The sequence below is a fragment of the Lactobacillus sp. RTP31084st1_F9_RTP31084_210423 genome (assembly GCF_040919545.1).
Taxonomy (GTDB): domain Bacteria; phylum Bacillota; class Bacilli; order Lactobacillales; family Lactobacillaceae; genus Lactobacillus; species Lactobacillus paragasseri.
Window position 1 is genome coordinate 755392 of record NZ_JBCOVH010000001.1, and the last position, 26052, is coordinate 781443.

23 protein-coding genes and 1 pseudogene are annotated in these 26052 nt (G+C 35.0%); 2 read left to right on the top strand and 22 right to left on the bottom strand.

Going from position 1 to position 26052, the window contains the following annotated elements; all coding sequences use genetic code 11:
- Positions 1-7: 7 nt before the first annotated feature.
- The 4 genes from AB5359_RS03720 to AB5359_RS03735 all read right to left on the bottom strand — a co-directional run bounded on the left by AB5359_RS03720 (position 8) and on the right by AB5359_RS03735 (position 4177).
- Positions 8-1801, bottom strand: coding sequence for an ABC transporter ATP-binding protein (locus tag AB5359_RS03720; protein WP_048686759.1), 1794 nt, complete (start codon positions 1799-1801; stop codon positions 8-10).
- Complete coding sequence (locus AB5359_RS03725) at positions 1791-3557, bottom strand: ABC transporter ATP-binding protein (protein WP_368280051.1); 1767 nt, start codon at positions 3555-3557, stop codon at positions 1791-1793. The genes AB5359_RS03720 and AB5359_RS03725 overlap by 11 nt, the downstream gene beginning before the upstream one ends.
- A 77-nt stretch (positions 3558-3634) precedes the next feature.
- Positions 3635-3856, bottom strand: a complete 222-nt coding sequence (locus AB5359_RS03730) for a YneF family protein (RefSeq protein WP_003649044.1) — start codon at positions 3854-3856, stop codon at positions 3635-3637.
- Positions 3857-3928: 72 nt separating this feature from the next.
- On the bottom strand, positions 3929-4177 hold the full coding sequence (locus AB5359_RS03735) for a DUF896 domain-containing protein (protein ID WP_003649045.1): 249 nt from the start codon (positions 4175-4177) through the stop codon (positions 3929-3931).
- A 138-nt stretch (positions 4178-4315) separates the two neighbouring features.
- Here AB5359_RS03735 and lexA point away from each other — a divergent pair, with 138 nt between their 5' ends.
- The gene (lexA, locus tag AB5359_RS03740; protein WP_003647498.1) at positions 4316-4939 is read left to right on the top strand and encodes a transcriptional repressor LexA; all 624 of its coding nucleotides are present in this window, start codon (positions 4316-4318) and stop codon (positions 4937-4939) included.
- Between the two features lie 34 nt (positions 4940-4973).
- Here lexA and AB5359_RS03745 read toward each other — a convergent pair whose 3' ends face one another.
- Both AB5359_RS03745 and AB5359_RS03750 read right to left on the bottom strand, forming a co-directional pair.
- Positions 4974-5624 carry a uracil-DNA glycosylase gene (locus tag AB5359_RS03745; RefSeq protein ID WP_048686755.1) on the bottom strand — a complete coding sequence of 217 codons (651 nt, stop codon included), beginning with the start codon at positions 5622-5624 and terminating at the stop codon, positions 4974-4976.
- On the bottom strand, positions 5608-6036 hold the full coding sequence (locus AB5359_RS03750) for a bis(5'-nucleosyl)-tetraphosphatase (protein WP_039156952.1): 429 nt from the start codon (positions 6034-6036) through the stop codon (positions 5608-5610). Before AB5359_RS03750 ends, AB5359_RS03745 begins: the two co-directional genes overlap by 17 nt.
- A gap of 172 nt (positions 6037-6208) precedes the next feature.
- Between AB5359_RS03750 and lepB the strand changes: the two genes are divergently transcribed.
- Entirely contained in the window at positions 6209-6850 is a 642-nt protein-coding gene (lepB, locus tag AB5359_RS03755; RefSeq protein WP_048686753.1) for a signal peptidase I, read from the top strand.
- A gap of 94 nt (positions 6851-6944) precedes the next feature.
- Here lepB and rplS read toward each other — a convergent pair whose 3' ends face one another.
- The 16 genes and pseudogenes from rplS to AB5359_RS03835 all read right to left on the bottom strand — a co-directional run bounded on the left by rplS (position 6945) and on the right by AB5359_RS03835 (position 25972).
- Positions 6945-7295: a 50S ribosomal protein L19 gene (gene rplS, locus AB5359_RS03760; RefSeq protein WP_020806926.1), complete on the bottom strand. Its 351-nt coding sequence runs from the start codon at positions 7293-7295 to the stop codon at positions 6945-6947.
- Positions 7296-7408: 113 nt separating this feature from the next.
- Positions 7409-8131: a tRNA (guanosine(37)-N1)-methyltransferase TrmD gene (gene trmD, locus AB5359_RS03765; protein ID WP_048686750.1), complete on the bottom strand. Its 723-nt coding sequence runs from the start codon at positions 8129-8131 to the stop codon at positions 7409-7411.
- A complete protein-coding gene (gene rimM / locus AB5359_RS03770) occupies positions 8121-8642 on the bottom strand; it encodes a ribosome maturation factor RimM (protein WP_048686749.1) in 522 nt (173 codons plus the stop codon). Before rimM ends, trmD begins: the two co-directional genes overlap by 11 nt.
- Before the next feature lie 68 nt (positions 8643-8710).
- Complete coding sequence (gene rpsP, locus AB5359_RS03775) at positions 8711-8983, bottom strand: 30S ribosomal protein S16 (RefSeq protein WP_003647505.1); 273 nt, start codon at positions 8981-8983, stop codon at positions 8711-8713.
- Between the two features lie 86 nt (positions 8984-9069).
- Positions 9070-10500 carry a signal recognition particle protein gene (gene ffh, locus AB5359_RS03780; protein ID WP_368280049.1) on the bottom strand — a complete coding sequence of 477 codons (1431 nt, stop codon included), beginning with the start codon at positions 10498-10500 and terminating at the stop codon, positions 9070-9072.
- 1 nt (position 10501) lies between these two features.
- Positions 10502-10843 (bottom strand): YlxM family DNA-binding protein, encoded by a 342-nt coding sequence (gene ylxM, locus AB5359_RS03785; RefSeq protein ID WP_003649054.1) that lies wholly within the window; start codon positions 10841-10843, stop codon positions 10502-10504.
- A 140-nt stretch (positions 10844-10983) separates the two neighbouring features.
- Positions 10984-12408, bottom strand: a complete 1425-nt coding sequence (locus tag AB5359_RS03790) for a C69 family dipeptidase (RefSeq protein WP_048686745.1) — start codon at positions 12406-12408, stop codon at positions 10984-10986.
- 39 nt (positions 12409-12447) lie between these two features.
- Positions 12448-13779, bottom strand: coding sequence for a signal recognition particle-docking protein FtsY (gene ftsY / locus AB5359_RS03795; protein ID WP_077410329.1), 1332 nt, complete (start codon positions 13777-13779; stop codon positions 12448-12450).
- 2 nt (positions 13780-13781) lie between these two features.
- Positions 13782-17342: a chromosome segregation protein SMC gene (gene smc / locus AB5359_RS03800; protein ID WP_048686743.1), complete on the bottom strand. Its 3561-nt coding sequence runs from the start codon at positions 17340-17342 to the stop codon at positions 13782-13784.
- 14 nt (positions 17343-17356) lie between these two features.
- Positions 17357-18037 carry a ribonuclease III gene (rnc, locus tag AB5359_RS03805; RefSeq protein ID WP_039156961.1) on the bottom strand — a complete coding sequence of 227 codons (681 nt, stop codon included), beginning with the start codon at positions 18035-18037 and terminating at the stop codon, positions 17357-17359.
- Between the two features lie 104 nt (positions 18038-18141).
- On the bottom strand, positions 18142-19899 hold the full coding sequence (locus AB5359_RS03810; RefSeq protein ID WP_048686741.1) for an oligopeptide ABC transporter substrate-binding protein: 1758 nt from the start codon (positions 19897-19899) through the stop codon (positions 18142-18144).
- Positions 19900-20023: 124 nt separating this feature from the next.
- Positions 20024-21778, bottom strand: a pseudogene (locus AB5359_RS03815) (oligopeptide ABC transporter substrate-binding protein).
- 312 nt (positions 21779-22090) lie between these two features.
- On the bottom strand, positions 22091-23005 hold the full coding sequence (locus AB5359_RS03820; protein WP_020806935.1) for an ABC transporter permease: 915 nt from the start codon (positions 23003-23005) through the stop codon (positions 22091-22093).
- A 16-nt stretch (positions 23006-23021) separates the two neighbouring features.
- Positions 23022-23984, bottom strand: coding sequence for an oligopeptide ABC transporter permease (gene opp4B, locus AB5359_RS03825; protein WP_003649062.1), 963 nt, complete (start codon positions 23982-23984; stop codon positions 23022-23024).
- 2 nt (positions 23985-23986) lie between these two features.
- Positions 23987-24955, bottom strand: a complete 969-nt coding sequence (locus tag AB5359_RS03830) for an ABC transporter ATP-binding protein (protein WP_003647516.1) — start codon at positions 24953-24955, stop codon at positions 23987-23989.
- A 6-nt stretch (positions 24956-24961) separates the two neighbouring features.
- Entirely contained in the window at positions 24962-25972 is a 1011-nt protein-coding gene (locus AB5359_RS03835) for an ABC transporter ATP-binding protein (protein ID WP_048686738.1), read from the bottom strand.
- Positions 25973-26052: the final 80 nt, after the last annotated feature.

Genomic DNA, 26052 nt, shown 5'->3' on the forward strand with positions numbered 1-26052 from the left:
GAGCATTTTATTTATCGCTATTTTGTTGCAACTTATAAAGATTGTAGTAGTAACCTTTCTTTTCTAATAATTCTGTATGTGTTCCTCGTTCAACAATTCGTCCTTTATCTAAAACAATAATTTGATCAGCATCAGCAATTGTAGAAAGACGGTGAGCAATTGCTAGTGTTGTTCTACCTTGACGAAGCTTCTTCAACCCATCTTGAATCAAGTTTTCTGTTTCAGTATCAACATTCGCTGTTGCCTCATCCAAAACTAAAATTTTAGGATCTGTTACTAAGGTTCTAGCAAAAGAAATTAACTGTCTTTGGCCTTGGCTAAGTTCTGATCCGCCTTCGATCACTTTAGCATGATACTTACCAGGCATCTTTTCGATAAAAGAATCAGCCTGTACTGCTTGAGCAGCTTTTTTAATTTGTTGATCAGTAATTTGATTATTATATAAACGAATATTTGAAGAAATGTCACCATAAAACATGAATGGTTCCTGTAAAACCAAGCCTAATTTCTTACGTAACTCTTTTTTCGAAAACTTTCTAATATCAATATCATCAATTAGGACTTCTCCACTACCAAATTCATAAAATCTCATCATCACATTGATAATTGAGCTTTTTCCTGATCCAGTATGACCAACAATTCCTAGAGTCTCACCAGGGTTGACTACAAAAGATACATTATGAAGAATCTCATGTTTGCCATCATAAGAAAAACTAACATTTTTAAATTCAATTTTTCCTTTAGAGATTACTGCATTTTTATCATCTTCTTGCTTAGGCTCATATTCTGTTTCATCCATAATTCGAAAGATACGTTTTCCAGCTACAATTCCATCTTGAAAGAAAGTCATTCGATCCATCATAGTAGAAATTGGATTAAAGAACTGCTGTACATATTGAGAAAATGCATAAACAATCCCTGCTGGAACAAATGTCTTTTGAAGCGGAAAGCCAAAATACATCAATACTAAGGCTAATGCTAAAGAATAAAGCAAACTAGTCATCGGAGATAAAAGCAATGAGTTGACCCTAATCATATTAAAGCGAGTCTTCATCAATGTGCCATTTTCATTTTCAAAATGATTAGTCATTCTCTTTTCTTGCTTAAATTGCTGAATTAAGGAAACACCTTCTATTGACTCATTTAAATTTGTATTAATCCTACTTAGACGTTCACGAAAACCACGATACAATTTTGAACTTTTCTGCGTATAAATCCAAAAGACAAAACCTAAAATTGGCAAAAATAATAGCACAATTAAAGCAGCAAATTTATTGGTCACATACATTGCTACAAAAGCAGTTATTAATGAGAAAACTCCAATAACTACCTGACAAAGCACTCCCAAGAAATCACTCAAAGTCATCGTATCATTAGTAACTCTTGAAACAATTGAACCAGCTGGAGTCTGATCAAAATATCGCATCCCCAAACTATGAAGCTTACGATACAAATCCTTTCTGACACTCTCAAGCGTTTTTTCAGCTCCAAGTGCATACAAATACTGGTAAACAAACTGAAGAACTGCCTTAATAATCGTTCCCAGCCCATACAACAAGCCAGCCCAGATAATAATTTGAACTGTTGCTTTTTGTTTAATCAAATAATTATCTAAGAAAAATTGCAGTCCTCTCGGCAAAAGCATGTTGATTACACTTACTAAGAAAGCTCCAAAAACGGCGATCCCCATCTCTACTTTAAAAGGCTTAACATATTTTAAAACACGTTTAAAAATATGGATTTGTTCTTTAAGCGGGATTGCCTTTGACCAAACTGATTTAGTTTCTTCATTATTGTCCATCTATTTCACCCACCTTTGCTTGTAGTTCTTGTTTACGCCACATTTCAGCATACCAACCATCTTGCGCCAATAAGTCAGCATGTTTTCCTCTTTCAACAATCTTTCCATTTTTCAAAACTAGAATTAAATCAGCATCCATTACCGAGGTTAAACGGTGTGCGGCAATCAGCGTCTTTTTGCCTTTTCTTTCAGATCGAAGCGAATTCAAAATAGCAGTTTCTGTCTTTGCATCAACTGCTGAAAGAGCATCGTCTAAAATTAAAATCGGACTTTCTTTTAATAATGCTCTAGCAATTGATAATCGTTGCTTTTGTCCACCAGACAATGAAACACCATTTTCTCCAACTAAAGTTTGATAGCCCGCTGGCATCTGCATAATATCATCATGTAAATCACTCTTTTGAGCTGCAGATTCTATTTTATTCTTAGTTGCATCTTGATCAGAAAATGCAATATTCTTCTCAATTGAAGTAGAAAATAAAAAGTTATTCTGCGGTACATAGGAAATTTCATTTAAAAGTAGTTTTAACGGAATATTTCGAATATCATGTCTGCCTAAAGTTATTTTGCCTTGATAGTGATCAAATTCTCTAAGTAAAAGCTCAATAATTGTAGTTTTTCCAGCTCCAACTTTTCCAACTAAACCTAATGTTTGTCCTGGCTTTAACGTGAACTCAATATTTTGTAAAACCGGAATTTCCTTTTCATCAGGGTAAGCAAAAGATCTAATATCATATTTCAGATCACCTTGAATATCTTTAACTTTTAAACCTTGATCAGCATTTTCATCTGTAATTTGTGGTCTTTCATATAAAAGACGCTCAACACGATCATAAGAAGCTGATCCTCTTTCTAAAATATTAAATAAATAACCAATCGCAAACATTGGCCAGACCATATTAGAAATATAAGCAATAAATGAAACTAATTGCCCTACTGACAAAGTATGATTTGTTACTAGTAAACCACCATAAATAATTGTGATTACATAAGTAGCCCCAATAATTAAAGTTCCTAGTGGATCAAACATTGAATCCCACTTAAAAACCTTCTTATTGATCTGAATAGTTTCATCTACCATTTTATTAAAGGCAGTAGAATCTTGCGTGCTTTCGCCAAAAGCCTTTAATACTTTAATTCCAGAAACAGATTCTTGAGTTTTATTATTTAAACGAGAAAATGCCGCTTGTGACTTATCAAAGCTATAATGAAGTTTATCTCCTAATTTCCAGGCCCCTAAAGCCAAAAACGGAAGTGGCAAAAGTGCAATAACAGTTAAGCGAAAGTCTGTAAAGATAATCATTGCTATCATCGTTGTTCCACCAGTGACTAATGAGTCTACTAAAGTTAAAACGCCGTCTCCCGCAACATTTTGAATAGAATTGATGTCGTTTGTTGCATGCGCCATTAAGTCACCAGTCCGGTGTCTTTGATAAAAAGTGCGATCCATAACCATAAAGTGCTTAAACAAACGTGACCGCATTTGTCTTTCTAATTCAGCCGCACCACCCCAAATCTGCTTACGCCAAAAGTAGCGTAATAGATACAAAACAATCGCAGCGGCAACAACCGCTAAAATCAAAGCTGCATATTCACTCCAACTAATTGATCCCTTATCTAATTGATCAGCCATCAATCCTAAAATTCTAGGAGGTACTAAATTTGCAATCGAAGTTAAAGCCAGAAAACTAATTCCAATAATATATCTCTTTTTTTCTTGCTTGAAAAACCAGCCCAATTTGCTGAAAATATTCATTTTTTCACCTCACAATATACAAATAGACAGAGGAATCCGGTCCTCTGTCTATTACCAAATATTAGTAAAGTAAGCTACTACTTTTGTTGTTGATGCTTCATCATATTCATAACTTGATTAAGCTTCTTAGCGGATGGTTTTTGTCCCATTTGCGCCATCATAGCTGCAATCATATCTTCACTAATAGGAGGATTGTCTTGGAAATACTTCTTCATGTATGCACGAGCACCGTAAAATCCGCCGACAAGACCGATTAATAATGCGATAATAATAAGAAAAATTGCTAAACCTAAATTCATTTCCCAAAAACCTCCGAAAATTAATGTACTTTTTCAGCATACCAAAAAAACAGCTATTTTTAAAGTAAAAGATTAATCTTTTCTTAATCCTTTACGACGTTGTGCCTCTTTTGCTTTTTCTGAAGTTACTTCTTTACCATTTTCATCAATAACTACAGTGTCTTCTAATTGCTGCCTAAAGCCTGCACGGAAGTTCTCTAGAAAAGCGGATCTTAATTTCTTGCGTTCTTCAACTTCATCGGGAGTTAATTCGCGTTCTCTACTAATTTTAGTTAGCTCATTAATTCTTTTAATTAGCTTTTCTTCTTCTTTTTTATCCATAATTAAACACCTCACTAAACAATGTTAGTTTACCCTAATTATAGCAATAAAAAAAGACTCGACTACTAAGAACGCCTGTTTGCTGAGATAAAGTTTTTTTGTTAAAATACTAGTAAGTAACTAGATGGAGAAAAAATTATGACTGAACCACATGCAAATAAACAATTAGAAATTTTACGTTTTATTTACGATACCGTTGAAGAACGAGCTTTTCCACCTACAGTTAGAGAAATCTGTAGTGCAGTTGACCTTTCATCAACTTCAACCGTTCATGGTCACTTAGCTCGACTTGAAAAGAAAGGGTATATTTTAAAAGATGCCACTAAGCCAAGAGCAATTGAAGTAACTGAAAAGGGACGAGAAGCTTTAGGAATTAAGCCTAAAGATATTCCAATTGTTGGTGTAGTGACTGCTGGTCAACCAATCTTAGCGGTTCAGGATATCGATGAATACTTTCCTCTTCCACCTGATCTTGAAAATGATGCTGGCGAACTTTTCATGTTACGCGTTCATGGTGAATCAATGATTAATGCTGGAATTTTAAACGGTGATCATGTGATTGTGCGCAAACAATCTAGTGCAAATAATGGCGAGATCGTTGTTGCAATGACTGAAGACAATGAAGCAACAGTTAAGAGATTCTTTAAAGAAGATGGATATTATCGTTTACAACCTGAGAATGATACTATGGATCCAATTATTTTACCTGTGGTTCAAATTTTAGGCAAAGTTGTCGGTCTATACCGTAATAACATTGATTAAAAAAACTGGTTAGGAAATTAATTCCTACCAGTTTTTATTTTTTCACTAATTTAATTAAAGGTTTTATATTTAACCAATCTTGAGCAATTGTATCTGTCAGTTTTCGGTTATAAAAAACCGCGGCTGGGTGATATTGTGGTATTACCGTATATTTTTCTTTAGACCAAACGTAGCCATCTTTTTTACTATTTAATTTCAAAATCGAGGTATTTTTAATAATCTTACCATGCACTTTACTAATCTCATATTTATGATCAAGTAAACGGCTCAAAGCAGTCGTGCCCACAGTTACGATAATTTTAGGTTGAGCATATTGAAGCTCGAAATCTAATAAAGGAGCATGCGCTAGAATTTCTTTTTTAGTTGGTTTTCGGTTAGGGTATTTTACTACTTCTTTATTTTCTTTTTTACTAAATACCCTCTTAACACTATAAGGTCGACTTCTTACTGCGCTTGTAATGTAAACATCTTCTCGCTTTAAGCCAATTGAAGCTAATGACTTCATCAATTCTTTTCCTGAAGCACCATGAAAAGGAATCAGCGACTCTATTTCTTCTCTTCCTGGTGCTTCGCCAATAATCATTAGTTTAGGATGAACTGGACCAGCTCCAAAATTGATCCCTTCTAATTTCATCCCTCTTGATCTTTCCTTAACTTCAACTAATAACTTATCTGGATATCTCATTTTTAATGTAGTCCTGTGCCTTTTTTAAGAGTTCATTCAATTCTTCATAATGCAAGCATTTACTGGCCTCTTCTAAATTCACCCATTTAGAAGCGCCAATTTCACTTTTTTGTAATTTAATTTTTTGAGTTGGAATGAATTCGCTTAAAAACAAAGTTACTGTCTTCAAACGATCACGAGTAATTTTATAAGTGAGACTTTCTTTAAAATTAAAATCATAGTTTGGTCTTAATCCCACTTCTTCGTAAACTTCTCTTTTTGCCGCTTGTACATTATTTTCTCCAGCTTCAAGATGTCCTTTAGGAAAACCCCATGTACGATTAAGCATACTTTGAACTAATAAAAACTCTATTTCATTTTTATTAATTCTATAAATGATACTGCCCGCTGAATACTCATGCACTGTCTTCATTATGCGCCCTCCTCTTAATTTACAGTTTACTTCATTATAAGCTAAATTATCATTTTAAACCTTTTTGAGATTTGTTACTTTTCTATTTTTCTCTCTTATTTTTAGTTTAATCGACAAAATTCAAATTTAAGGTTACACTTTATGATGAAATAGATTAAATAAGGTGAAGAAATTGAAAAAACAAGAACAAACTGAAAGCTGGGGACAGTGGATTCTCCAAGTACTAATTTTAGTAGCGATATTTTTTGGTATATTCTTTGTACTAAATAAATTTGTTTTTGCTAATTTAACAGTATCTGGAATTTCAATGCAGCCAACTTTTGAAAATAATGATCGTGTTATTGCACTTCGCCATGCAAAGATTAAACAAGGCGATATTGTAATTGTTGATGCTCCTGATGAGCCTGGAGCTCTTTATATTAAAAGAGTTATTGGGCTACCAGGTGATACCGTTGTCAGTAAAAATAATCAGATCTATATCAATGGTAAAAAAATTAATCAGCCTTGGTTGAAGGCTGGTCAAAAGTTAATTGACAATGGTGAAGATGGTGTTTCTGGTACTAAATATACCAAAACTCAAAACTTTACTTTAAGTTCTTTAGCTAAAACACAAAATTACCGACAATTCTACACTGCTAAGCAACTAAAAGAAATGCAGAAAACTAACAAAGTTCCCGCTAATACCTACTTTGTAATGGGAGATCATAGAAGTGTTTCAAAGGATAGTCGTTACATTGGAACAATTCCACGAAGTAAAATTGTTGGCGTGGTAAAAATGAGATACTGGCCATTAAATCATATTACATTTTATTAATAATTAAGAGTTTCGTTTTTGAAACTCTTATTTTTTTGTATAAAAAAAGCTATCTCTTTCGAGATAGCTTCTCATATTGTCTTGATTAATTGAATTAACCGCGACGCTTTTCAGCAATTCTAGCTGCCTTACCATGACGGTCACGTAAGTAGTAAAGCTTAGCACGACGTACACGACCGTGACGAAGAACTTCAACCTTAGCAACACGTGGGTCGTTTACTGGGAAAGTACGTTCAACACCAATACCAGATGACATCTTACGTACAGTATAAGTTGCGCTAATACCAGCACCCTTACGCTTGATTACAACACCTTCGAACATCTGGATACGTTCGTGAGTACCTTCAACAACACGTACGTGAACACGAACAGTATCACCTGCACGGAAGTCAGGCATGTCATCACGTAATTGTTCTTTAGTTAATTCCTGAATTAATGGATCCATTATTTTCTCTCCTTCTACGGCATTCATCAACACTTAGTGCCAGCGGAATACCCATAAATAAGTGGCTTATGCCACAACGACTAGTTTACCAAATAGAGAAAAGCTTGTAAATACTAATTCTCTTTTTCAAGTTTAATTTCTTCAAGCATCTTCTTTTCTTCATTTGTTAGTTCTCGTTCAACCAACATATCTGGGCGATGAAGATAGGTTGCTCGCAATGCCTCTTTGTGGCGCCATTCAGCAATTTTTTGATGATTTCCAGATGTTAATACTTCAGGCACCTTTTGTCCTTCAAAATCAGCTGGACGAGTATATTGAGGATATTCTAAAAGTCCATGAGAAAAGCTTTCTTCAACTGGAGAAGCAGCATTTCCTAAAATTCCAGGCAATAAACGTACAGTTGCATCAATCATACTCATCGTCGGCAATTCTCCACCCGTAAGAACATAATCACCGATTGAAACTGTTTCATCCGCTAAATCATAGACTCTTTGATCGAATCCCTCATAGTGGCCACAAATAAAGGTCAAATTTTCTTCTTTAGCCCAATTTTGCGCCATCTTTTCATTAAAAGTCTTTCCTTGAGGGGCTGTAATAATTACCTTTCCTTTATTAGTTAAAGAATCCAAAGCTTTTTTTATCGGCATAATTTGTAACACCATGCCAGCTCCTCCTCCATATGGAGTGTCATCAACATGATGGTGGACATCTGTAGTAAAATCACGGAAATTAACTAAATTTAACTCCCATTTTTTATCTTCTAATCCTCTTCCTAACATTGATACTTGTAAAGGGGTAAACATATCTGGAAATAGGGTTAAAACATTAATTTTCATCTCGTAATCCTTCAAGTAAAGTTACTTCTATTCTCTTATTAGTTAGATCAACGTTGTTAACGACTGATTCAATATTTGGGATCCAAAAACTTTTGCCATGCTCTGGTTTTATCTCCCAAATATCGTTAGCACCAGGAGTTTCAATATTTGCCAAAACTCCAAGCTTTTCACCTGTTTTAGCATCATAGACTGGGCAATTCAAAATATCTTTGAAATAGTAGCTGCCCTCAGGTAATTCTTGCTGATCTGTTTCTGCTACATATAACTCTTTACCACGAACTTTTTCAGCTTGATCAATATCATCTATTCCTTCAAATTTAACCAAGTAGAATTGTTTATGACGACGTGTAGCTTCTACAATTAATTCTTGGTACTGATCACTATTCTTAATGAATAATCTGCTTCCATTAGCTAATCTTTCCTCAGGAAAATCAGTAGTTGCATTTACCTTAACTTCCCCCGTCAAACCATGAGGAGATAATATCTTTCCAACTTCAAAATACTCAGTCATTATACTTATTCTTTCTAATAAAAAAAGTTTGGGAAAAGCTTTCCCAAACTTCTAATTGCAATAGTAAATTACTTACCGTACTTTGCGTCGTGGTATCTAGTCATCAAACCAGCTTTTGAAAGCAAGCTTCTTACAGTATCTGATGGTTGAGCACCCTTTTCAAGCCATTCAAAAATCTTATCTTCTTCAAGCTTAACTTCATCAGGGTTAGTAAGTGGGTTGTAGTAACCAACTTCTTCGATAAAACGACCATCACGTGGCATACGTGAGTCAGCAACTACGATACGATAAAAAGGTTTTCTCTTTGAGCCCATACGGCGCATACGAATCTTAACAGACATTAATTAATTCCTCCTAAATTTCTTGACTTAAATAATATAGCATAAAGCTAAATGTGTGTAAAGTGCTTTTCCTTAACAGTTAAAAATTATTTTGAGCGATATCGTTTAATCTTCTTCATGCGCTTCTTTTTATTTTTCTTGAAGCGCTTATTCATTGATCTCATCGCCATCTTACCCATTGGTGAATTCATACCTGGCAGATTGGCGAATTCGCCCATATCTCCCTTAGTCATCTTTTGCATCATTTCTTTTGATTGCTTAAATTGTTTAATCATGCGATTGACTTCGGCAATTGATCTACCAGAACCAGCAGCGATTCTGCGTCTTCTTGATGGATTAAGAATATCAGGATTTTCACGCTCTTCAGGTGTCATTGAGTAAACGATAGCTTTAATATGAGAAATTTGTTTTTCTGGAATTTGGATATTCTTTAAAGCAGGGTTATTTCCTAAACCAGGAATCATTTTTATAATTTGATCCAACGGTCCCATCTTTTGTACTTGATCCATTTGATCAATGAAGTCATTAAAATCAAATGTATTTGCACGCATCTTCTCAGCCATTCTTTCGACTTCTTTAGCGTCATAATCTTGTTGAGCCTTTTCAATTAAGGTCAACATATCGCCCATACCTAAGATACGTGACGCCATTCGATCAGGATGGAAAGTTGAAAGATCAGTTAATTTTTCACCTTGTCCAGTAAAGATAATTGGCAGACCAGTAACAGCACGAATTGAAAGAGCTGCACCACCACGAGTATCACCATCAAGCTTAGTTAAGATGATACCCGTTAGATCTAAATCATTATTAAATCCTTCAGCAACTTGAGTAGCTGCTTGACCAGTCATTGCATCAACAACAAGTAAAGTATTGTCTGGATGAGCAACAGCTGTTACACGTTTTAATTCATCCATTAACTGTTCATCAATTTCAAGACGACCAGCTGTATCGATTAAGACATAATCATTTTTATTCTTATCTGCTTCTTCAAGACCATGCTTTACAATCTCTGCTACATCTTGATTGTCTTCACTATAAACTGGTACATTTAACTGCTGACCAATTTGCTTTAACTGATCAATCGCAGCTGGACGATAAATATCGCCTGCAATTAATAAAGGTCGTGCTTTTTCATTTTTCATTAGATAATTTGCAAGTTTACCAACGGTAGTAGTTTTACCAGTACCTTGCAAACCGACCATCATAATAATGGTGGGAATATGTTGAGACTTATTAAGAGAAACAGCCTCTTCTCCCATCATCTTAGTTAACTCGTCATCAACGATTTTGATAATTTGTTGTCCTGGATTTAAGCTCTCTTGAACTTCTTTACCTAAGGCTTCTTTCTTAATCTTCTTAATAAAGTCTTTTACAACCTTAAAGTTAACATCAGCTTCTAGTAAAGCTAACCGAATTTCACGACTTGCATCGTTAATATCAGCTTCAGAAATTTTTCCTTTACCTGTTAAATTTTTTAATGCTTTTTGAAGTCTTTCACTTAAATTTTCAAAAGCCATGCTATTCTACTCCCATTTGTTTCAATAATTTTAAAAGTTCAATCTGAGCACGATTAATTTTGCCATGTTCAAGGGCATAAACGGCTTCAGTTATTTTTTCTTCTATTCTTATATAATCACGCTTCATATGAAGTTTATCTTCATACTTTTCTAAAGCCTTGCTGCTTCGTTTTAAATTATCATAAACAGCTTGACGAGATACGTGGTGATTATCAGCAATTTCACCTAAAGACAGGTCATTATAATAATAATCTTCAAAATAATCTTGCTGCCCCTTGGTTAAGAGTGGACCATAATAGGCAAACAAGTCACCTAGTCTTTCATTTTTTTCTAGTTCATCCATTTGTCTCACCTTGAACCAGTATAGCAAAAAAAACGTTTTTCTAAAATAATAGCCATATACTTTTAAATCAACTTTTTTAGTTTATCAAAAAGAAGGTTAAGCAACTGAACGCTTAGCCTTCTTTCTATTGAAACTTTTAATTATAGATTTGGATCCATCTTAAATGTTAACTTAGACATCTTAATGGCATCCGTGAACATTTGACCCATCAATTCTTCACTGTCTTTCTTAGTATGAGCAACGGTCTTTTGATTTTCACGAGTCAAGTAGTTAGTTAATTCTTCGCCACTCAAATCTTTAGCATTTTCAATAATTTCTTCAACTCTACCACGGTAATAGCGGTTAAGTTCTTCAAGGTACTTAGTATCAAGTTGAACAAATTGAGGATAGTGACTTTCAACCAAAGCAGCAAGGGACTTGTAATACCACCAAGCATCTTCTTTGTTGTAAGTCATTGAAGTGTTGTTAAATGCTGGATCAGTTTCATTCATATTAGCAAAGAATGGAATATATGGAGTAAATGTTGGACCACCAATACATAACCACATAATACCAGCCATTTCTTCAGGAACATCACTTCTAATTTGCAAGATATGTGAGTTTTGAGTTCTGTTTAATCCAATTGGACGGTAGCGGTGTTTTTCCTCTTCAGTTCCATGGCCAAATGGATCAAATGGCGTATCTTGATAATGAGAACCTAGTGCAAATTCAATATCTTCTTTAGCTAATTTCTTAGAAGCTTTTCTAATGAAAGGAATATCTGGATCTTCAGGGTCCTGTTCAATTTCTGGGTTGAAAAGTTTTTGAATATACCATTGACGACTGGTATTGTAATGACGATCCTGTTCAGTATAAGTTCCGAAAATATGACGGAAATTCCAACCTTCATGATCTGGATTCAAGTGATGCTCTTCAACGAATCCTTGAATTCCTTCACTCCACATAAAGTTATCTGGATCATCAAAGTTCACTTCTTGAATAGCTACGCGGTTACCAGTTGCAGCATAACAATCATCTGGAATACGTTGGGCAACCCAGTGGTGACCAGTAACAATTTCCATATACCAAATTTCATCTTTATCACCGAATAAAACTGAGTTTCCCGCTGGAGAACCATATTTCTTAATTAAAGCACCAAGACGCTTAACACCATCTCTTGCAGAATCAATGTATGGTAAAACGACGGTTTGCATACAATCTTCATCCAAACCATCTTTAACCAATGGATCAAAGGCTAAAGTTCTTTCATTACCATAAGTTGATTCAGTACATGACATGGCAACATTCTTTTGATTAATACCACTTTCGTCATAATAACCAAGTTTCTTATAGTCAACATTGGGAACAGCTGGTACTCTTTGAGCATCTTCTGGCAAATCCATTTCAAATTTATTAAGCCAAGACTTAATCTTACGTCCTTTTTCACCGTGAGCAGCCGGTTCAATGATGAATTTTTGAGGTGTAATTGCGCCAGCAGTATCATCATTACGTGAAATCATTACTGAGCCATCGATTGAGGCCTTTTTACCAACTAAAATAGTTGTACATGCACTTAAATGCTTCATTATTTACTCCTTTTATATTACTTATAGCTTCATCTATGATTAGATTAATCCTTGGAAGAGACCGATTGCAAATTTTTCTGCGTCAAAGTTTGCTAAATCATCAACCTTTTCTCCCAAACCAACTAATTTAACTGGTAAATCCATTTCATTTCTAATTGCTAAAACTACTCCACCCTTAGATGAGCCATCAAGCTTGGTTAAAACTAAACCTGTAAGTTTTGTAGTCTTATCAAAATCTTTTGCTTGAAGCAATGCGTTTTGGCCAGTTGAACCATCAAGAACTAAAAGAACTTCATTAGGTTGATCAGGTAAGATTTTCTTTATTGTTCGCTTGATTTTATCCAGCTCACTCATTAAGTTTACTTTATTTTGAAGACGACCAGCCGTATCAACTAATAGGAAATCTATTCCTCTGTCCTTAGCTTTTTTAACACCATCATAAACTACAGAAGCAGGATCAGCTTTTTCAGGTCCAGTGACTACTTCGACGCCATCACGTCGTCCCCATTCAACTAATTGCTCTACAGCACCAGCTCTAAAAGTATCAGCTGCTACCATCATGACAGACTTGCCTGAATCTTTGATTCTCTTAGCCAATTTACCAATCGTCGTTGTTTTACCAGCTCCATTAACACCAACAAACAAATATACATTTGGCTTTGCTTCTGGATCATCAGCTAGTTTTGAATCTTTGCCTTCGCCGCCTTTGTCGTAAATATCAACTAATTTTTCGACAATGACTTGTTTTAAATCGTCGTGACTTTTGGCATTTTGAAGTTTTGCTTCATCCCTCAAAGAATCGGTTAACTCTTCAGCTGTTTCAAAACCGACATCTGATTCAATTAATAAGTCTTCAAGGTCATCAAAGAAGTCTTCATCAACTGTTCTAAATTTAGCAAAAAATGCATTCAGACGAGCACCAAAGGAATGATTTGTCTTTTCCAATCCTTTATCATATCGCTCTTGTTCATCTTCTTTTTCAGCTGATTCTTCTTCAGTATTTTCAGCTAAATCAGTTTCTGGCTCAGACTCTGAAATCTTATCTTCATATTCTTCAGATTTTGATTCTTCTGAGGAAGTATCTTCAGCTTTAGTTGTCTTTTCTTCTACTTCGTTTTGACTTTCTTCAAAAGCACTACCAGCATCACTCCAGCCAGGAGTTTCGTCAGAGTCTTCGGTTTCTTCATCATGTTTGTCAGTTTCTTTTAAAGCTAGGTCTGACTCGTTTTCAGGTTCTTCAGCCTCAGTATTCACTTCAGAATCTTGAGCTTCTTCAGTCGTTTCCTCATCTACTTTATGTTCTTCTTTTTCTTCTTGATCTTCATCTTTATGACCAAAAAGAGATTTTTTGATCTTATCAAATAACCCCACTGCTAATTCACTTCTTTCTTAATTTCGTTTAACGATACCGATAAAACCTTGGAAATACCAGATTCCTGCATTACAATTCCATATAAATTATCTGCTTTTTGCATTGTACCGCGACGGTGAGTAATTACAATAAACTGAGTCTTCATGTCATAGTGATTCAAGAACTGAGCAAAGCGATCAACATTAGTTTCATCTAAAGCTGCTTCTACCTCATCTAAAATACAGAATGGTACGGGATTAACTTGTAGCATTGCGAATAGCAAGGTAATTGCAGTTAAAGCTCTTTCGCCACCAGACAAAAGCGTTAATTTTTGAGACTTTTTGCCAGGCGGCTGGGCAATAATCTCAATTCCCGTTTCAAGCAAGTTCTTGGGATCAGTTAGCTCTAATCTTGCATGTCCTCCGTCAAACATAATTGGAAAGATCTTTGCAAAACTCTTTTCTATTTGATGGAAGGTTGTACTAAAGCGGTTCTTTACTTCGTCGTCAAGTTTAGACATAGACTCTTCAATATCTTTTCTAGCCTTTAGTAAATCAGTCTGCTGGCCATTTAAGAAATCATAACGAGTTTTAACATCTTCGTATTCTTCAATCGCATTCAGATTTACTTCGCCAATATCTGCTAAAGACATCTTATGCAAATGAACCTCACGCTCTAACTTTTTACGCAACTCTGTTGTATTTTGTCCTTTAGACAATTGCAACGCAGCTTCAAAAGTCAAAGAATATTCCTCACTCAAAGTACCAAGTTTTTGATTAATTTGAGATTTTAATTCTCCAAGTTTTGCAGAATATTCTTCCTGTTCGGCAGCTGTGTTTTTACGTAAGTTATAATTTCTGGTTGCTACTTGGTCAAGATTATTTATCTGAGCATCAAATTTACCTAAATCTTGGTTTATTTCAGCTAAAGCTTGTTGCATCTGCTTTTTCTTTTTACTTAATTCAGCGACTTGCTCTTCTATTTCAGTTTCGCTTTGACCATTTTGAGATAAAGCAAGTGCCTTGATTTTTTCATCAATGTCTTTAAGTCTAGAATTAGTATTTACCAATTGCTCTTCTAATTCTGCTTTTTTAGCATTAAGGTTTTCAAGCTTATTCTTTACTACAGCCAAATCAGAATTTAAGTTACTTAATTTAGTCTGAAGTTTTTGATAAGCCTCATCAAAATCATTTAGATCACTCTTTAACTGATCCATTTTTGACCTTTGTGTTTGAGCTAGCTTCTCAAGTTGATCTTTTTTAACTTGTGCCTTTTCAAGGCGACTGGTAAGTTCTGCTTCTTCTTGCTTTTTCTCAAGCTCAGCTTTTTGTTGTAGATCGTTTAACTGATTTAGTCGCTTTACTTCTTTTTCTTCATTTTCATACTTAATTGCTTGTTCACTAATCTTTTGATTTAAAGAATTCAATTCAGTATTTTTGGTTTCTAAGTCAGTTTGTAAATCAGATAACTTATGATTTAGATCATTCAAAGTCGCTTCTAATTTAGCAAATTTTTCTTTACCAACTTTAATTTGATTTGTTAATTTATCAATTTCCGCATTAGTTGCAAGTGGAGAATTATTTCTGGTATTTCTGGTTCCCCCCGTCATACTTCCGCCAGGGCTAATAATATCTCCGTCTAAAGTAACAATACGATAGTAACGACCAATTCGGCGTTGAACACGTAAAGCTGTATCAATAGTATCAACTACTAACACATTCCCTAAAAGATAAGAAATTGCATTTGAAATATTAACTTTAGTTTTAGCAGTTACTAAATCTGCCGCTACACCCTTAAATCCTTCGATGCTTTGAAGAGAATTTAATGTAGAAGTTGCAATTTCATTATGACGCAAGCCATCTAATGGTAAAAAGGTAGCTCTTCCGCTTCGAGTTTGTTTTAACAAATTAATTGCATCTCTTGCACTATTCTGGTCAATAGTTACTAAATCTTGTACTCCGCCACCTAAAGCAGTTGATAAGGCTGCTTCTAATTCAGCTGGGAAAGAAATCAGCTCGCCAATAACACCAACAATTCCATGAAAATCACTTTGATGGTTTAAAACGTATTTAACTCCATAATAATAACCTTCATGGCGATCTCTAATTCGCTTTAGCCCCTCTACTTGCGCAGAAATCTGTTGTAATTTATTTCTGACACTCAAATAGGTTTGTTCATTTTGATCTTTAAGCTTACTTTTTTGAGTAATCTTTTGATCAAGAGACGAAATAGTTTTGTTTAATTGTTGTCGTTTTAAAACAAGATCATGGCCTTGCTTCTTTAGTTCTGCAAGAACTTTTTGCGCTGCTGCTAATTGCTCTTCAACCTCTTGCTGGCGATTATTACTTGACTTTTGGCTTCGCGTCAATTCATTTTTTAGGTAAACAATTTCATTATTATTGCTAGTTTGATCTTGTAAAGTTTGAATATAATCGGATCGAACTTCCTCTAACTGATTATTTAATTGTTCTGGTCCTTGCTTAAGTTCCTGCTTTAATTCCTTTTGTTTCTTTAAAAATTCTGCAAGAACTTGATTCTGACTCTTTAGATCTTCTTCATTAGCCGTCAGCTGCTTAGATAAATGTTTTTGTCGTTCTTTTAATTCTTCAGCCTGAGCATTATATTCTTTTTGTGTCGCAACGTCATATTCTCTTGATTGTTGGTGCATCTGAAGATCAGTATTAAGAGCAGCAAGTTTTTGCGTCAAAGATAACAGCTCTTGTTGTTTTTCATCTTTTTCAGCGTGACGTGCATTTGATTGTTTGCGTTTTTCTTCTAAATCAGCCTGTGATTGCTTAACTTCATTATCTAACTTATCAAGTATCTCTTGATTAGCATTTGCTTTCTTAGCAACACCTTTTTTCTCTTCATTTAAGCTTTCAATTTCTAAACCTAAAAGTTGCTTTAACTTATGGTCTAGCTGTTCTTTTTGAAACTTATATTCTTTCGCTAAAGAACTTTGTTCATGAAGTGGCTCAATTCTGCCTTCTAATTCTTTAACTAAGTCATTAATTCTAATTAAATTAGCATTAGTCTTATCTAATTGCTTTAAAGCAGTTTCTTTTTGTTGTTTAAAATGAAGCACACCAGCTGCTTCTTCAAAGATCCCGCGACGCTGCTGCGGTTTAGAATTAAGAATTTCATCAACTTTTCCTTGAGAAATGATGCCCAAACTGTCAGAAGACATACCAGACTCAATAAAAAGTGTTCTAACATCTTTTAATCTTACGGGATGATGATTCAAAAGATAATCACTTTCGCCGTTACGCAAAATTTTTCTGGTCACGATAACTTCTTTTTCATCAGAAGCAAGTTGATGATCACGATTATCGAAAATCAACTCCACTTCAGCATGATTCATTGGAGCACGCATTTGACTACCAGCGAAAATAACATCTTTCATATTTTCACCACGTAAAGACTTGGCAGAACCTTCACCCATTACCCAGCGAATTGCTTCAGTAATGTTACTTTTTCCACTACCATTTGGACCAACGATTCCCGTAATACCATTATTAAATCTAATTGTCGTCTTATCAGCAAAAGACTTAAAACCATTTAAAACTAATTGTTGTAGTGGCACAGACTCACCTTTTCTTATTTATTTTTATCTAATGCAGCTTGAGCCGCTTGCTGCTCAGCAGCTTTTTTATTGCGGCCTTGTCCTTCAGAAATCTTTTTATCATTTACAAGTAATTGTACTTTAAAGGATGGCTTTGATTCATCTTCGGCAATTACTTGATATTCAATCTTAACTGGCCCATTTACTTGTAAACGTTCTTGAAGCTCAGTCTTATAATCTCTTGAAGCGTTAAAATCACCTTCAGCAATCAATGGATAAACTGTCAAATGCAAGAAATGTTGTACAGCTGGCATTCCTTGATCTAAGAACAATGCTCCATTAAATGCCTCAAAGACATCTTCAAGAAGTGTCTTGCGCTTTCTTGCCCCAGCCTTTTCTTCTCCCTTACCAAGATTAATTTCTGCTGGAAAACCACATTCAATCGCAAATTCAGAAAATCCTTCAGTTCTAACAATATTAGAACGCATTCGCGTTAATTCACCTTCATTTAATCTTGGAAAATGCCGATATAGATAATCGGATACAGCTAGTTCAAGAACAGCATCCCCTAGAAACTCTAACTTTTCATAATCTTTTCTCCCGGGATGTTCATTTGCATAAGAAGAATGAGTGAATGCATCTTCAAGTAAATTTTCGTTATTAAACTTTATTCCGTATTTTTCTTTTAAATTATTTTTAAAAGCTACTGAAACCATAGTTGCTTCCTTTCTTTAACCCTTTAATTATACCTATTTTCTGCTATTAAAAAAAGCTAAAGAAAAAGGCGCGGCCATCAGTCGCACCTTTTGTTTATTTGATTTTATTTAGCATAACCAACATAGTACCAGTTAGGGAATCCGCCACCCATACTCTTAGATGGAGCTAATGAGTAACCGGTCAGCTTGTTGTTAACAGCATAAATACTGTAACTATTTGAAACTGGAACAACGTAAGCTTCCTTGTCCATATATGCTTGCCATTGGTGGAATTTCTTAACTCTGTAGCTGTTATTAAAGGCTTTTTGAGAATCAATATCGTTCAACAAATCAGTATTTTCTTTAGTAACAAATCTACTGTAGTTAAATGGAGCCTTAGCACCGTACAAGTCTTGAGGTGAAGGCTCTGAAGAAAGTGACCATGCACCAATAAACATATCAACGTCCTTAGAATCATTTTGAACTTTATCGTAGAAGGAATTCATTTCCATCAAGCGGCCACTAGTTAACTTAACATTCAAGCCCAATTTCTTCCATTGCTGGATGTAATTTTGAATAATTGGTTCTTGAACCTTGCTACCAGTCATCGCAGCTAAACGAATAGTCAAAGGCTTGCCATTTGGTTGTACACGGTAAGTACCCTTCTTCTTGTAGCCTGCCTTATCAAGTAATTCGTTACCCTTTTTAATGTTATAAGTATAGCCCTTAACATCTTTATCGAAGTAATCACCGAATTGTTTTGGAATTAAAGTAGGAATTCTAAATGAAAGACCATATGAATATCTCTTGTAAACTTGATCAACATTCATACCATAGGCAATAGCTTGACGTAATGCTCTGTTGTTCATCTTAGCATCTTTATTCATCACGTTTTCGCCCTTAGCTGAATCCCACTTACCCACTTTAAAGCCTAGGTAAGAATATGAAAGTGGAATATTTGCAATAAAGTTTACTCCTTTAGTTCCTTTAATATTAGGCCACTGTGAATTACTTACTTGAGTTACATCAAACTTATTACTCTTAATGGATTGAGCAACTGAAGCTGGTGTAATTACCGAAGCTGTAATTTTATTTAAGTGTGGCTTACCCTTGTAATAATGTTCATTCGGAACCCATGATACTGATTGTCCACGAACCACCTTGCTTACCTTGTAAGGACCATAGAATAATGGATTTTTACGAACCTTATTACTTGAAATCAGCTTATCAAATGGAACATCTTTTAAATAATGGTAAGGGGCAGCTGCCTCCCAAATATAACCATTACCACTTTGGTTCATGCCAGGCTTCATTTCTTTAAAATGAAGTACTACTGTACGACCATTTTCACCCTCTGGCATTTCAATACCAGAAATAGTATCAGATTTTCCTTCATGATATTCTTCTAACCCTTCAAGGTCAGCTAAACTTGAAGTATAACGTTGAGAATGCGTTGCCTTATTAGCAATAATTTCATAAGCATATTCATAGTCTTTAGCAACTAATGGCTGACCATCTGACCATTTAACTTTAGGATTAATTGTAATAGTTGCAGTTTTTGCATTCTTATTAATCTTAATATCAGCAGCTCCGCCTTTAACAAATTTATAGGTGTCGTTAGTTGCAAACAATGACTCATCACCATATTGCATAACTTCTGAGTCAGTATTGTTAGTTGATAGCTCATCGTTAAAAATACCAGTAAAAGGTGTATCAGTAACTACGGCAACGCTAACGCTACCACCATTTTTTATTGCTTTTTTAGGAGTATACTCCTTAAAGTTAGGGTGACTCGTATCTTTATTGTTATTACTACAGGCTGCTAAAGTTAAGGCAACACCTGAAAGCAAAGTTAATGTGCTGATTAATTTGCCTTTCTTCATTAAATTTTCCTCCAATAATATTGGACAAGTTGATATATTTAATTTTAGCACTGAAAAAATTTTTAACAAATCACGAAAAAAGATCGTCAAATTTGACGACCTTTTGAAAATCTTTTTTAAATTGTTATTTTGCAATTCCAACATTGTACCAAAGACTATTGGCAGCTGAAGGTTTCAATGAGTAACCAGTAATCTTGCTGTTAACAGCATTTACATTGTAACTGTTAGATACTGGAACAACATAAGCTTCATCATTCATGTACTTTTGCCATTCATGGAACTTCTTGACACGGTAGTTTGTGTTAAATGCCTTTTCAGAATCCATTTCCTGAAGTAACTTAGTATTCTTAGCAGTTACGAAACGAGTAAAGTTGTAAGGAGCCTTTACACTGTACAAGTCATTTGGTGATGGTTCTGAAGATAATGACCATGCACCCATGAACATATCAACGTCTTTAGAATCATTTTGAACCTTGTCATAGAAGGAATTCATTTCCATCAAACGACCACCAGTTAACTTAACATTCAAGCCTAACTTCTTCCATTGTTGGATGTAGTTTTGAATGATTGGCTCTTGAGTAGAGTTACCAGTCATAGCGGCTAAACGAATAGTTAAAGGTTTGCCATTTGGTTGTACACGATATTTACCCTTCTTCTTGTATCCTGCCTTATCAAGAATTTCATTACCTTTCTTGATATTGTAATCGTAGCCCTTAACATTCTTATCGTAATATTGACCAAATTGTTTTGGAATTAAAGTTGGAATATGGAAAGTTAAGCCATTAGTATAACGTTTTGTTACAGCAGAAACATTCATACCGTAAGCAATAGCTTGACGTAATGCTTTATTATTCATCTTAGCATCCTTATTCATTACGTTTTCGCCTTTAGCTCCGTCCCACTTACCTACTTTAAAGCCTAAGTAATTGTAAGCTAATGGAATATTTGCAATCCAGTTAACGTTATTGGTATTAGCTACGTTTTTCCATTGTGAGTTAACAACACCCGCAATATCATACTTGTGACTCTTAATAGCTTGAGAAGCTGAGTTAGGGTTCAAAACTTGAATAGTAACCTTATCTAATTTTGGCGTACCTCTCCAGTAATATTTATTAGGTACAAAGGTTACGGCCTGACCACGAACTACTTTACTCATTTTATATGGACCAAAGAATAATGGGTTCTTTCTTACTTGATCAGAGGATTGTAACTTATTAAATGGAACATCTTTTAAGTAATGATATGGTGCTGCAGCTTCCCAGAAGTAACCATTACCACTATACTTCATACCAGGTTTCATTTCCTTAAAGTGGAGTACTACAGTTCTACCATTTTCACCATCTGGCATTTCAATACCCGAAATAGTGTTAGATTTTCCATCGTGATATTCACTTAAACCAACAATATTTTGAAGTGATTCAGTATAACGAGAAGATTTTGTTGCTTTATTAGCAATAATTTCATAAGAATATTCAATATCCTTAGCAGTTACTTGCTTGCCATCTGATCACTTTACACCTTTTTTAACGGTGATAGTAGCAGTTTTATTTTTATTATCCAATTTTAAGGTAGCAGGTCCCTTATCATTAATTTGATAAGTATCATTTGTATCAAATAAAGCTTCATTACCAGGAGCCATTGCATCAGAGTCGTTTTGAGTATCTGAAAGTTCATTTAAAAAGACGCCGGTAATTGGAGTATCAGTTTCAAGAGCTACACTTACAGTACCGCCCTTCTTAACGGCCTTCTTAGGAGTAGCTTCTTTAAAACTCTTAGTTGGGTTATCTACTTTTGAATTTGAATTATTACCACATGCTGCTAATGTTAAAGCAACACCAGAAAGTAAAGTTAAACATCCAAATAGTTTGGCTTTCTTCATAGTTATATTCCTCCATCTATTTGGGACAAGTTGATGATTTAATAGTATCATCATCAAACTCATAAAACAACGCTTTTGCTCAATTGATTTTAATATTTTTTCATTTTAATTTATTCGTTTTAGCCAGATATCTTGATATATCAATGTTAAGCAACTACTTTCAGTTCCATAAAATTTTTATTTTTAAAGTCAAAAATTAAGCTTATGCCCATTATTTAAATAAATAAATTAGTATATTAGCTGTATTTTTAGCTATATATCAAAAAAAGCAACTCAATTATGAGTTGCTTTTTAATGTTAATACAATTAAATTTAATTTTCACGTTGACGAGCGTCTCCAGCTCTTTGAAGAGCACGACCAACGTAGTTAATACTCAATGAGATGATTAACAATAATATTGTTGCTGGCATCCATAACCATGGACGAGTAGTAACGTTAACTGGGTCGTTAGCAAATCCAATTAAAGTACCAAGTGATGGTGTAGTAGTCGGTAGTCCGTATCCCAAGAAAGATAAGGTAGTTTCAATACCAATGTTACCAGCGATCATTAATACGACATCAATAACTAAAGCTGAAGTAATGTTTGGCAAAACTTCACGGAAAATAATTGTTAAATTAGATGAACCCGAAGTCTTTGAAGCTAAAACATATTCACGCTCTCTTTGTGAAAGAACAAAGGCACGGAAGTATCTAGCAGTCGATGTCCATCCAAACATAGAAATTAACAATACTAAGGTTCCAGCATTGTAGTTAGGAATAACAGTAGTCAAAACAATGATAATTGGGAACTGAGGCAAAATCTGGATAAAGTCTACGATACGCATAATAACTGCGTCAGTAACTCCACCAAAGTAACCAGAGAATAAACCAACTAAAAGTCCAACACCTTCACAAAGTACAGTAACAGATAGACCAATTAATATAGAGTTACGTCCACCCATCATCAATAACTTCAAGATGTCACGACCACCGTCATCAGTACCGAAGACGTGACCTGATTCACCCCATCCATAATATGCTTCAGCAATATTAATTTCTGTTACTTGACCCTTGTTTAAGAACAATGAGCCGACAAAAGTAAATAGTAAGATAGCAACAATAATACAAAATGAAGCAAATGCTACCTTATCGCGCCAAACCTCGCGAACGATAATCTTAAATCCAGACGGTGGTAGAGAGGTTTTAGCATTTTGATCTTTTTTTGATGTATTTTTATCTTTAGCCATAATTTTCTACTCCTCCCTACTTGATCCGAATTCTTGGGTCAATGATACTCATGATAATATCAGATAATAAGTTACCAATTAAAGTTAACACACCAAATAATAAAATTAGGGCTGTCAAAGTTGTATAGTCACGTTGTCCAATAGAATCTAGGAACAACTTACCCATACCAGGGTAACTAAAGACTGATTCAATAACCATTGAACCTGATAATAAACCAGTAATAGTGTTACCGAAGAAAGCAGCGATTGGTAAAAGTGAGTTTCTCAAAATATGTTTATTAAAGACAACATTTTCTGGAACACCCTTACTACGAGCTGTTCTTACGTAATCTTCAACTTTGTTATCAACAATACCAGTTCTTAAATATTGAACAATTGCTGTAGTAGAAATTAAAGCACAAAGAATTGAAGGTAAAATCAAGTGATAGAACCTACTCCAGAAGTAAGCAAAAGTTCCTGGGTTGACATCTGCACTAACGGACCCAGAAATTGGGAACCAACCTAGTGTAAATCCAAATAGCCAGATACCTAAAATGTAGAAAACAAACGGAGGCACAGCATAAGTAATGTAGTTAAATATTTGTACTCCGTGATCTTGCCATTCATCTTGGTGACGGCCTGCTGTAACACCTAATGGAATTGCGATTAAGTAAGTTAAAACAACAGTCATTAAAGACAACCAGAAAGTATTAACTGCACGATCCCAAATCAAAGAAGTAACTGGAACCTTCTGAATATATGATTGACCTAAATCACCATGGAACATATTTCCCAGCCAACGAGTATATTGCACCCAAACTGGATCATTTAAACCATATTCTTGTCTTAATCTTGCAATTTCCTTAGGGTCTGAATTCGGATTAATCATTCCAGTAAATGGGTCACCAGGCATCATTTTAGCCAAAATAAAGACTAGCAAACTCAAGATAAGTAACTGGGGGATCATAATCAGGATTCGACGTAAAACCGTTTTCCACATACCTATTCTCCCTCCTTCAATTCTTGCTTAATCATTTCTTTAGGTAATGCAACGAAATGACGATCGCCAACTTTTTGAAGTGGCAAGACACGACCATCTTTTTCATACCACTTGTCTTGATCTTGCAAGAATTCTTTTTCTACACGTTGACGCTCTTCCTTATGTTGTTCTCTATGTTCAACGTCAACAACAGGAATTGCTGAAAGTAAACGTTTAGTATAAATATGCATTGGATTCTTATAAATTTGATCACGTTTACCAATTTCAACAAAACGTCCACGGTGCATAATCGCAATGTCTTCTGACATGTGCTTTACAACACCCAGATCGTGTGAAATGAAGAGATAAGCAATATTGTATTCTTGTTGAATATGCTTCATGAAGTTCAAAACCTGAGCTTGCACTGATAAGTCCAAGGCTGATGTCGGTTCATCGGCCACAATAAGCTTTGGGTGAGTAGCAACAGCACGTGCTACACCAATTCTTTGACGTTGCCCACCAGAGAACTCGTGTGGATACTTGTAAATTGCATCACTAGGCATCCCAACGATATCTAAGAGTTCTTGAACTCTCTTTCTTTCTTCATCAGTAGTTAAATTTTCGAAGTTTCTAATTGGCTCAGCAATAATGTCTTCAATACGTTTTCTAGGGTTCAAACTAGACATAGAATCCTGGAAAATCATTTGAACATCTTTGTTATAGTTGAGTCTCTTACGGTTTGAGGCTTTAGTTACATCAACGCCCTTGTATAAAATTTGTCCGCTGGTTACTTTTTCAACTCCGACAATTGCTTTACCAGTTGTTGATTTACCTGAACCTGATTCACCAATTAAGCCGTAAGTTTCCCCTTCTTTGATAGAAAGATTAATTCCATCTACGGCTTTAACATATCCAGTAACTCTATTCCAGAAGCCAGAACGAATTGGATAGTGAACTTTTAAATTTTTTATTTCGATTATTTCATCGGCCATAATTTCCTATCCTTTCTTTTCTTCATCTTGGAAATGGAAGCTTTGCCAGCAAGTACATCTTACAAAATGCCCTGGTTCCACTTCATGAATCTTAGGGTTCTCTTCATGAGCACTAGCTGGAATCCAAGGAATTCTTGCAGCAAATCTGTCACCAGTTCTAGGCATATTAACTAGCGAAGGAACTGTTCCATGAATTACGTGAAGATCTTGGCTTTCATCATCCGTTTGCGGCATTGAATGAAGAAGTGAACGTGTATATGGATGAAGTGGATTCTCAAAAATTGTTTTAACATCAGCTTTTTCAACAATTTGTCCAGCATACATAACTGCCACTTGATCAGCGGTTTCAGCAACAACACCTAAGTCGTGAGTAATCAAAATAATTCCTGAATGTGATTCTTTTTGAATTTCCTTAAGTAAATCCAAAATTTGTGCCTGAATAGTAACATCCAATGCTGTAGTCGGTTCATCAGCAATAATGATTTCTGGTTTACATGCAATTGCGATCGCAATTACGACACGTTGACGCAATCCACCAGATAATTCATGTGGGTACATCTCATACATTTCTTCAGGACGTGGCATACCAACTTGGTTAAAGAGCTCAATTACACGTGCATGACGAGCTTTCTCGCCCATATCAGTATGGTAGTAAAGTGTCTCAGCAACTTGATCTCCAACCTTCATTAATGGATTAAGAGATGCCAATGGATCCTGGAAAATCATTCCAATATTGTTTCCACGAATTTTGTTAAACAATGATTCATTTAAGTTAACTAAGTTTAATTCATTGTACAAGATATCTCCGGTTACTCTCGTATTTTTGTGGTCGTACAAACCAATAATGCTTGAAGCAATTGTACTTTTACCACAACCAGATTCACCAACAACTGCCAAAATTTCATTTCGTTTCAAGGTCAAGTTAATGTCATCAGCGGCATCATAAAACTTACCGTGCAAACGATATGCGGTATGCAAGTGTTCGATATCTAATAAAAGATCACTTTGCTTTTCCAAAGGCCATTCTCCTCTCAAACCTTACGACATTATTAAAAGTCAATTAGATTTTCAATTTAATGTCATTATTATAAACAAAA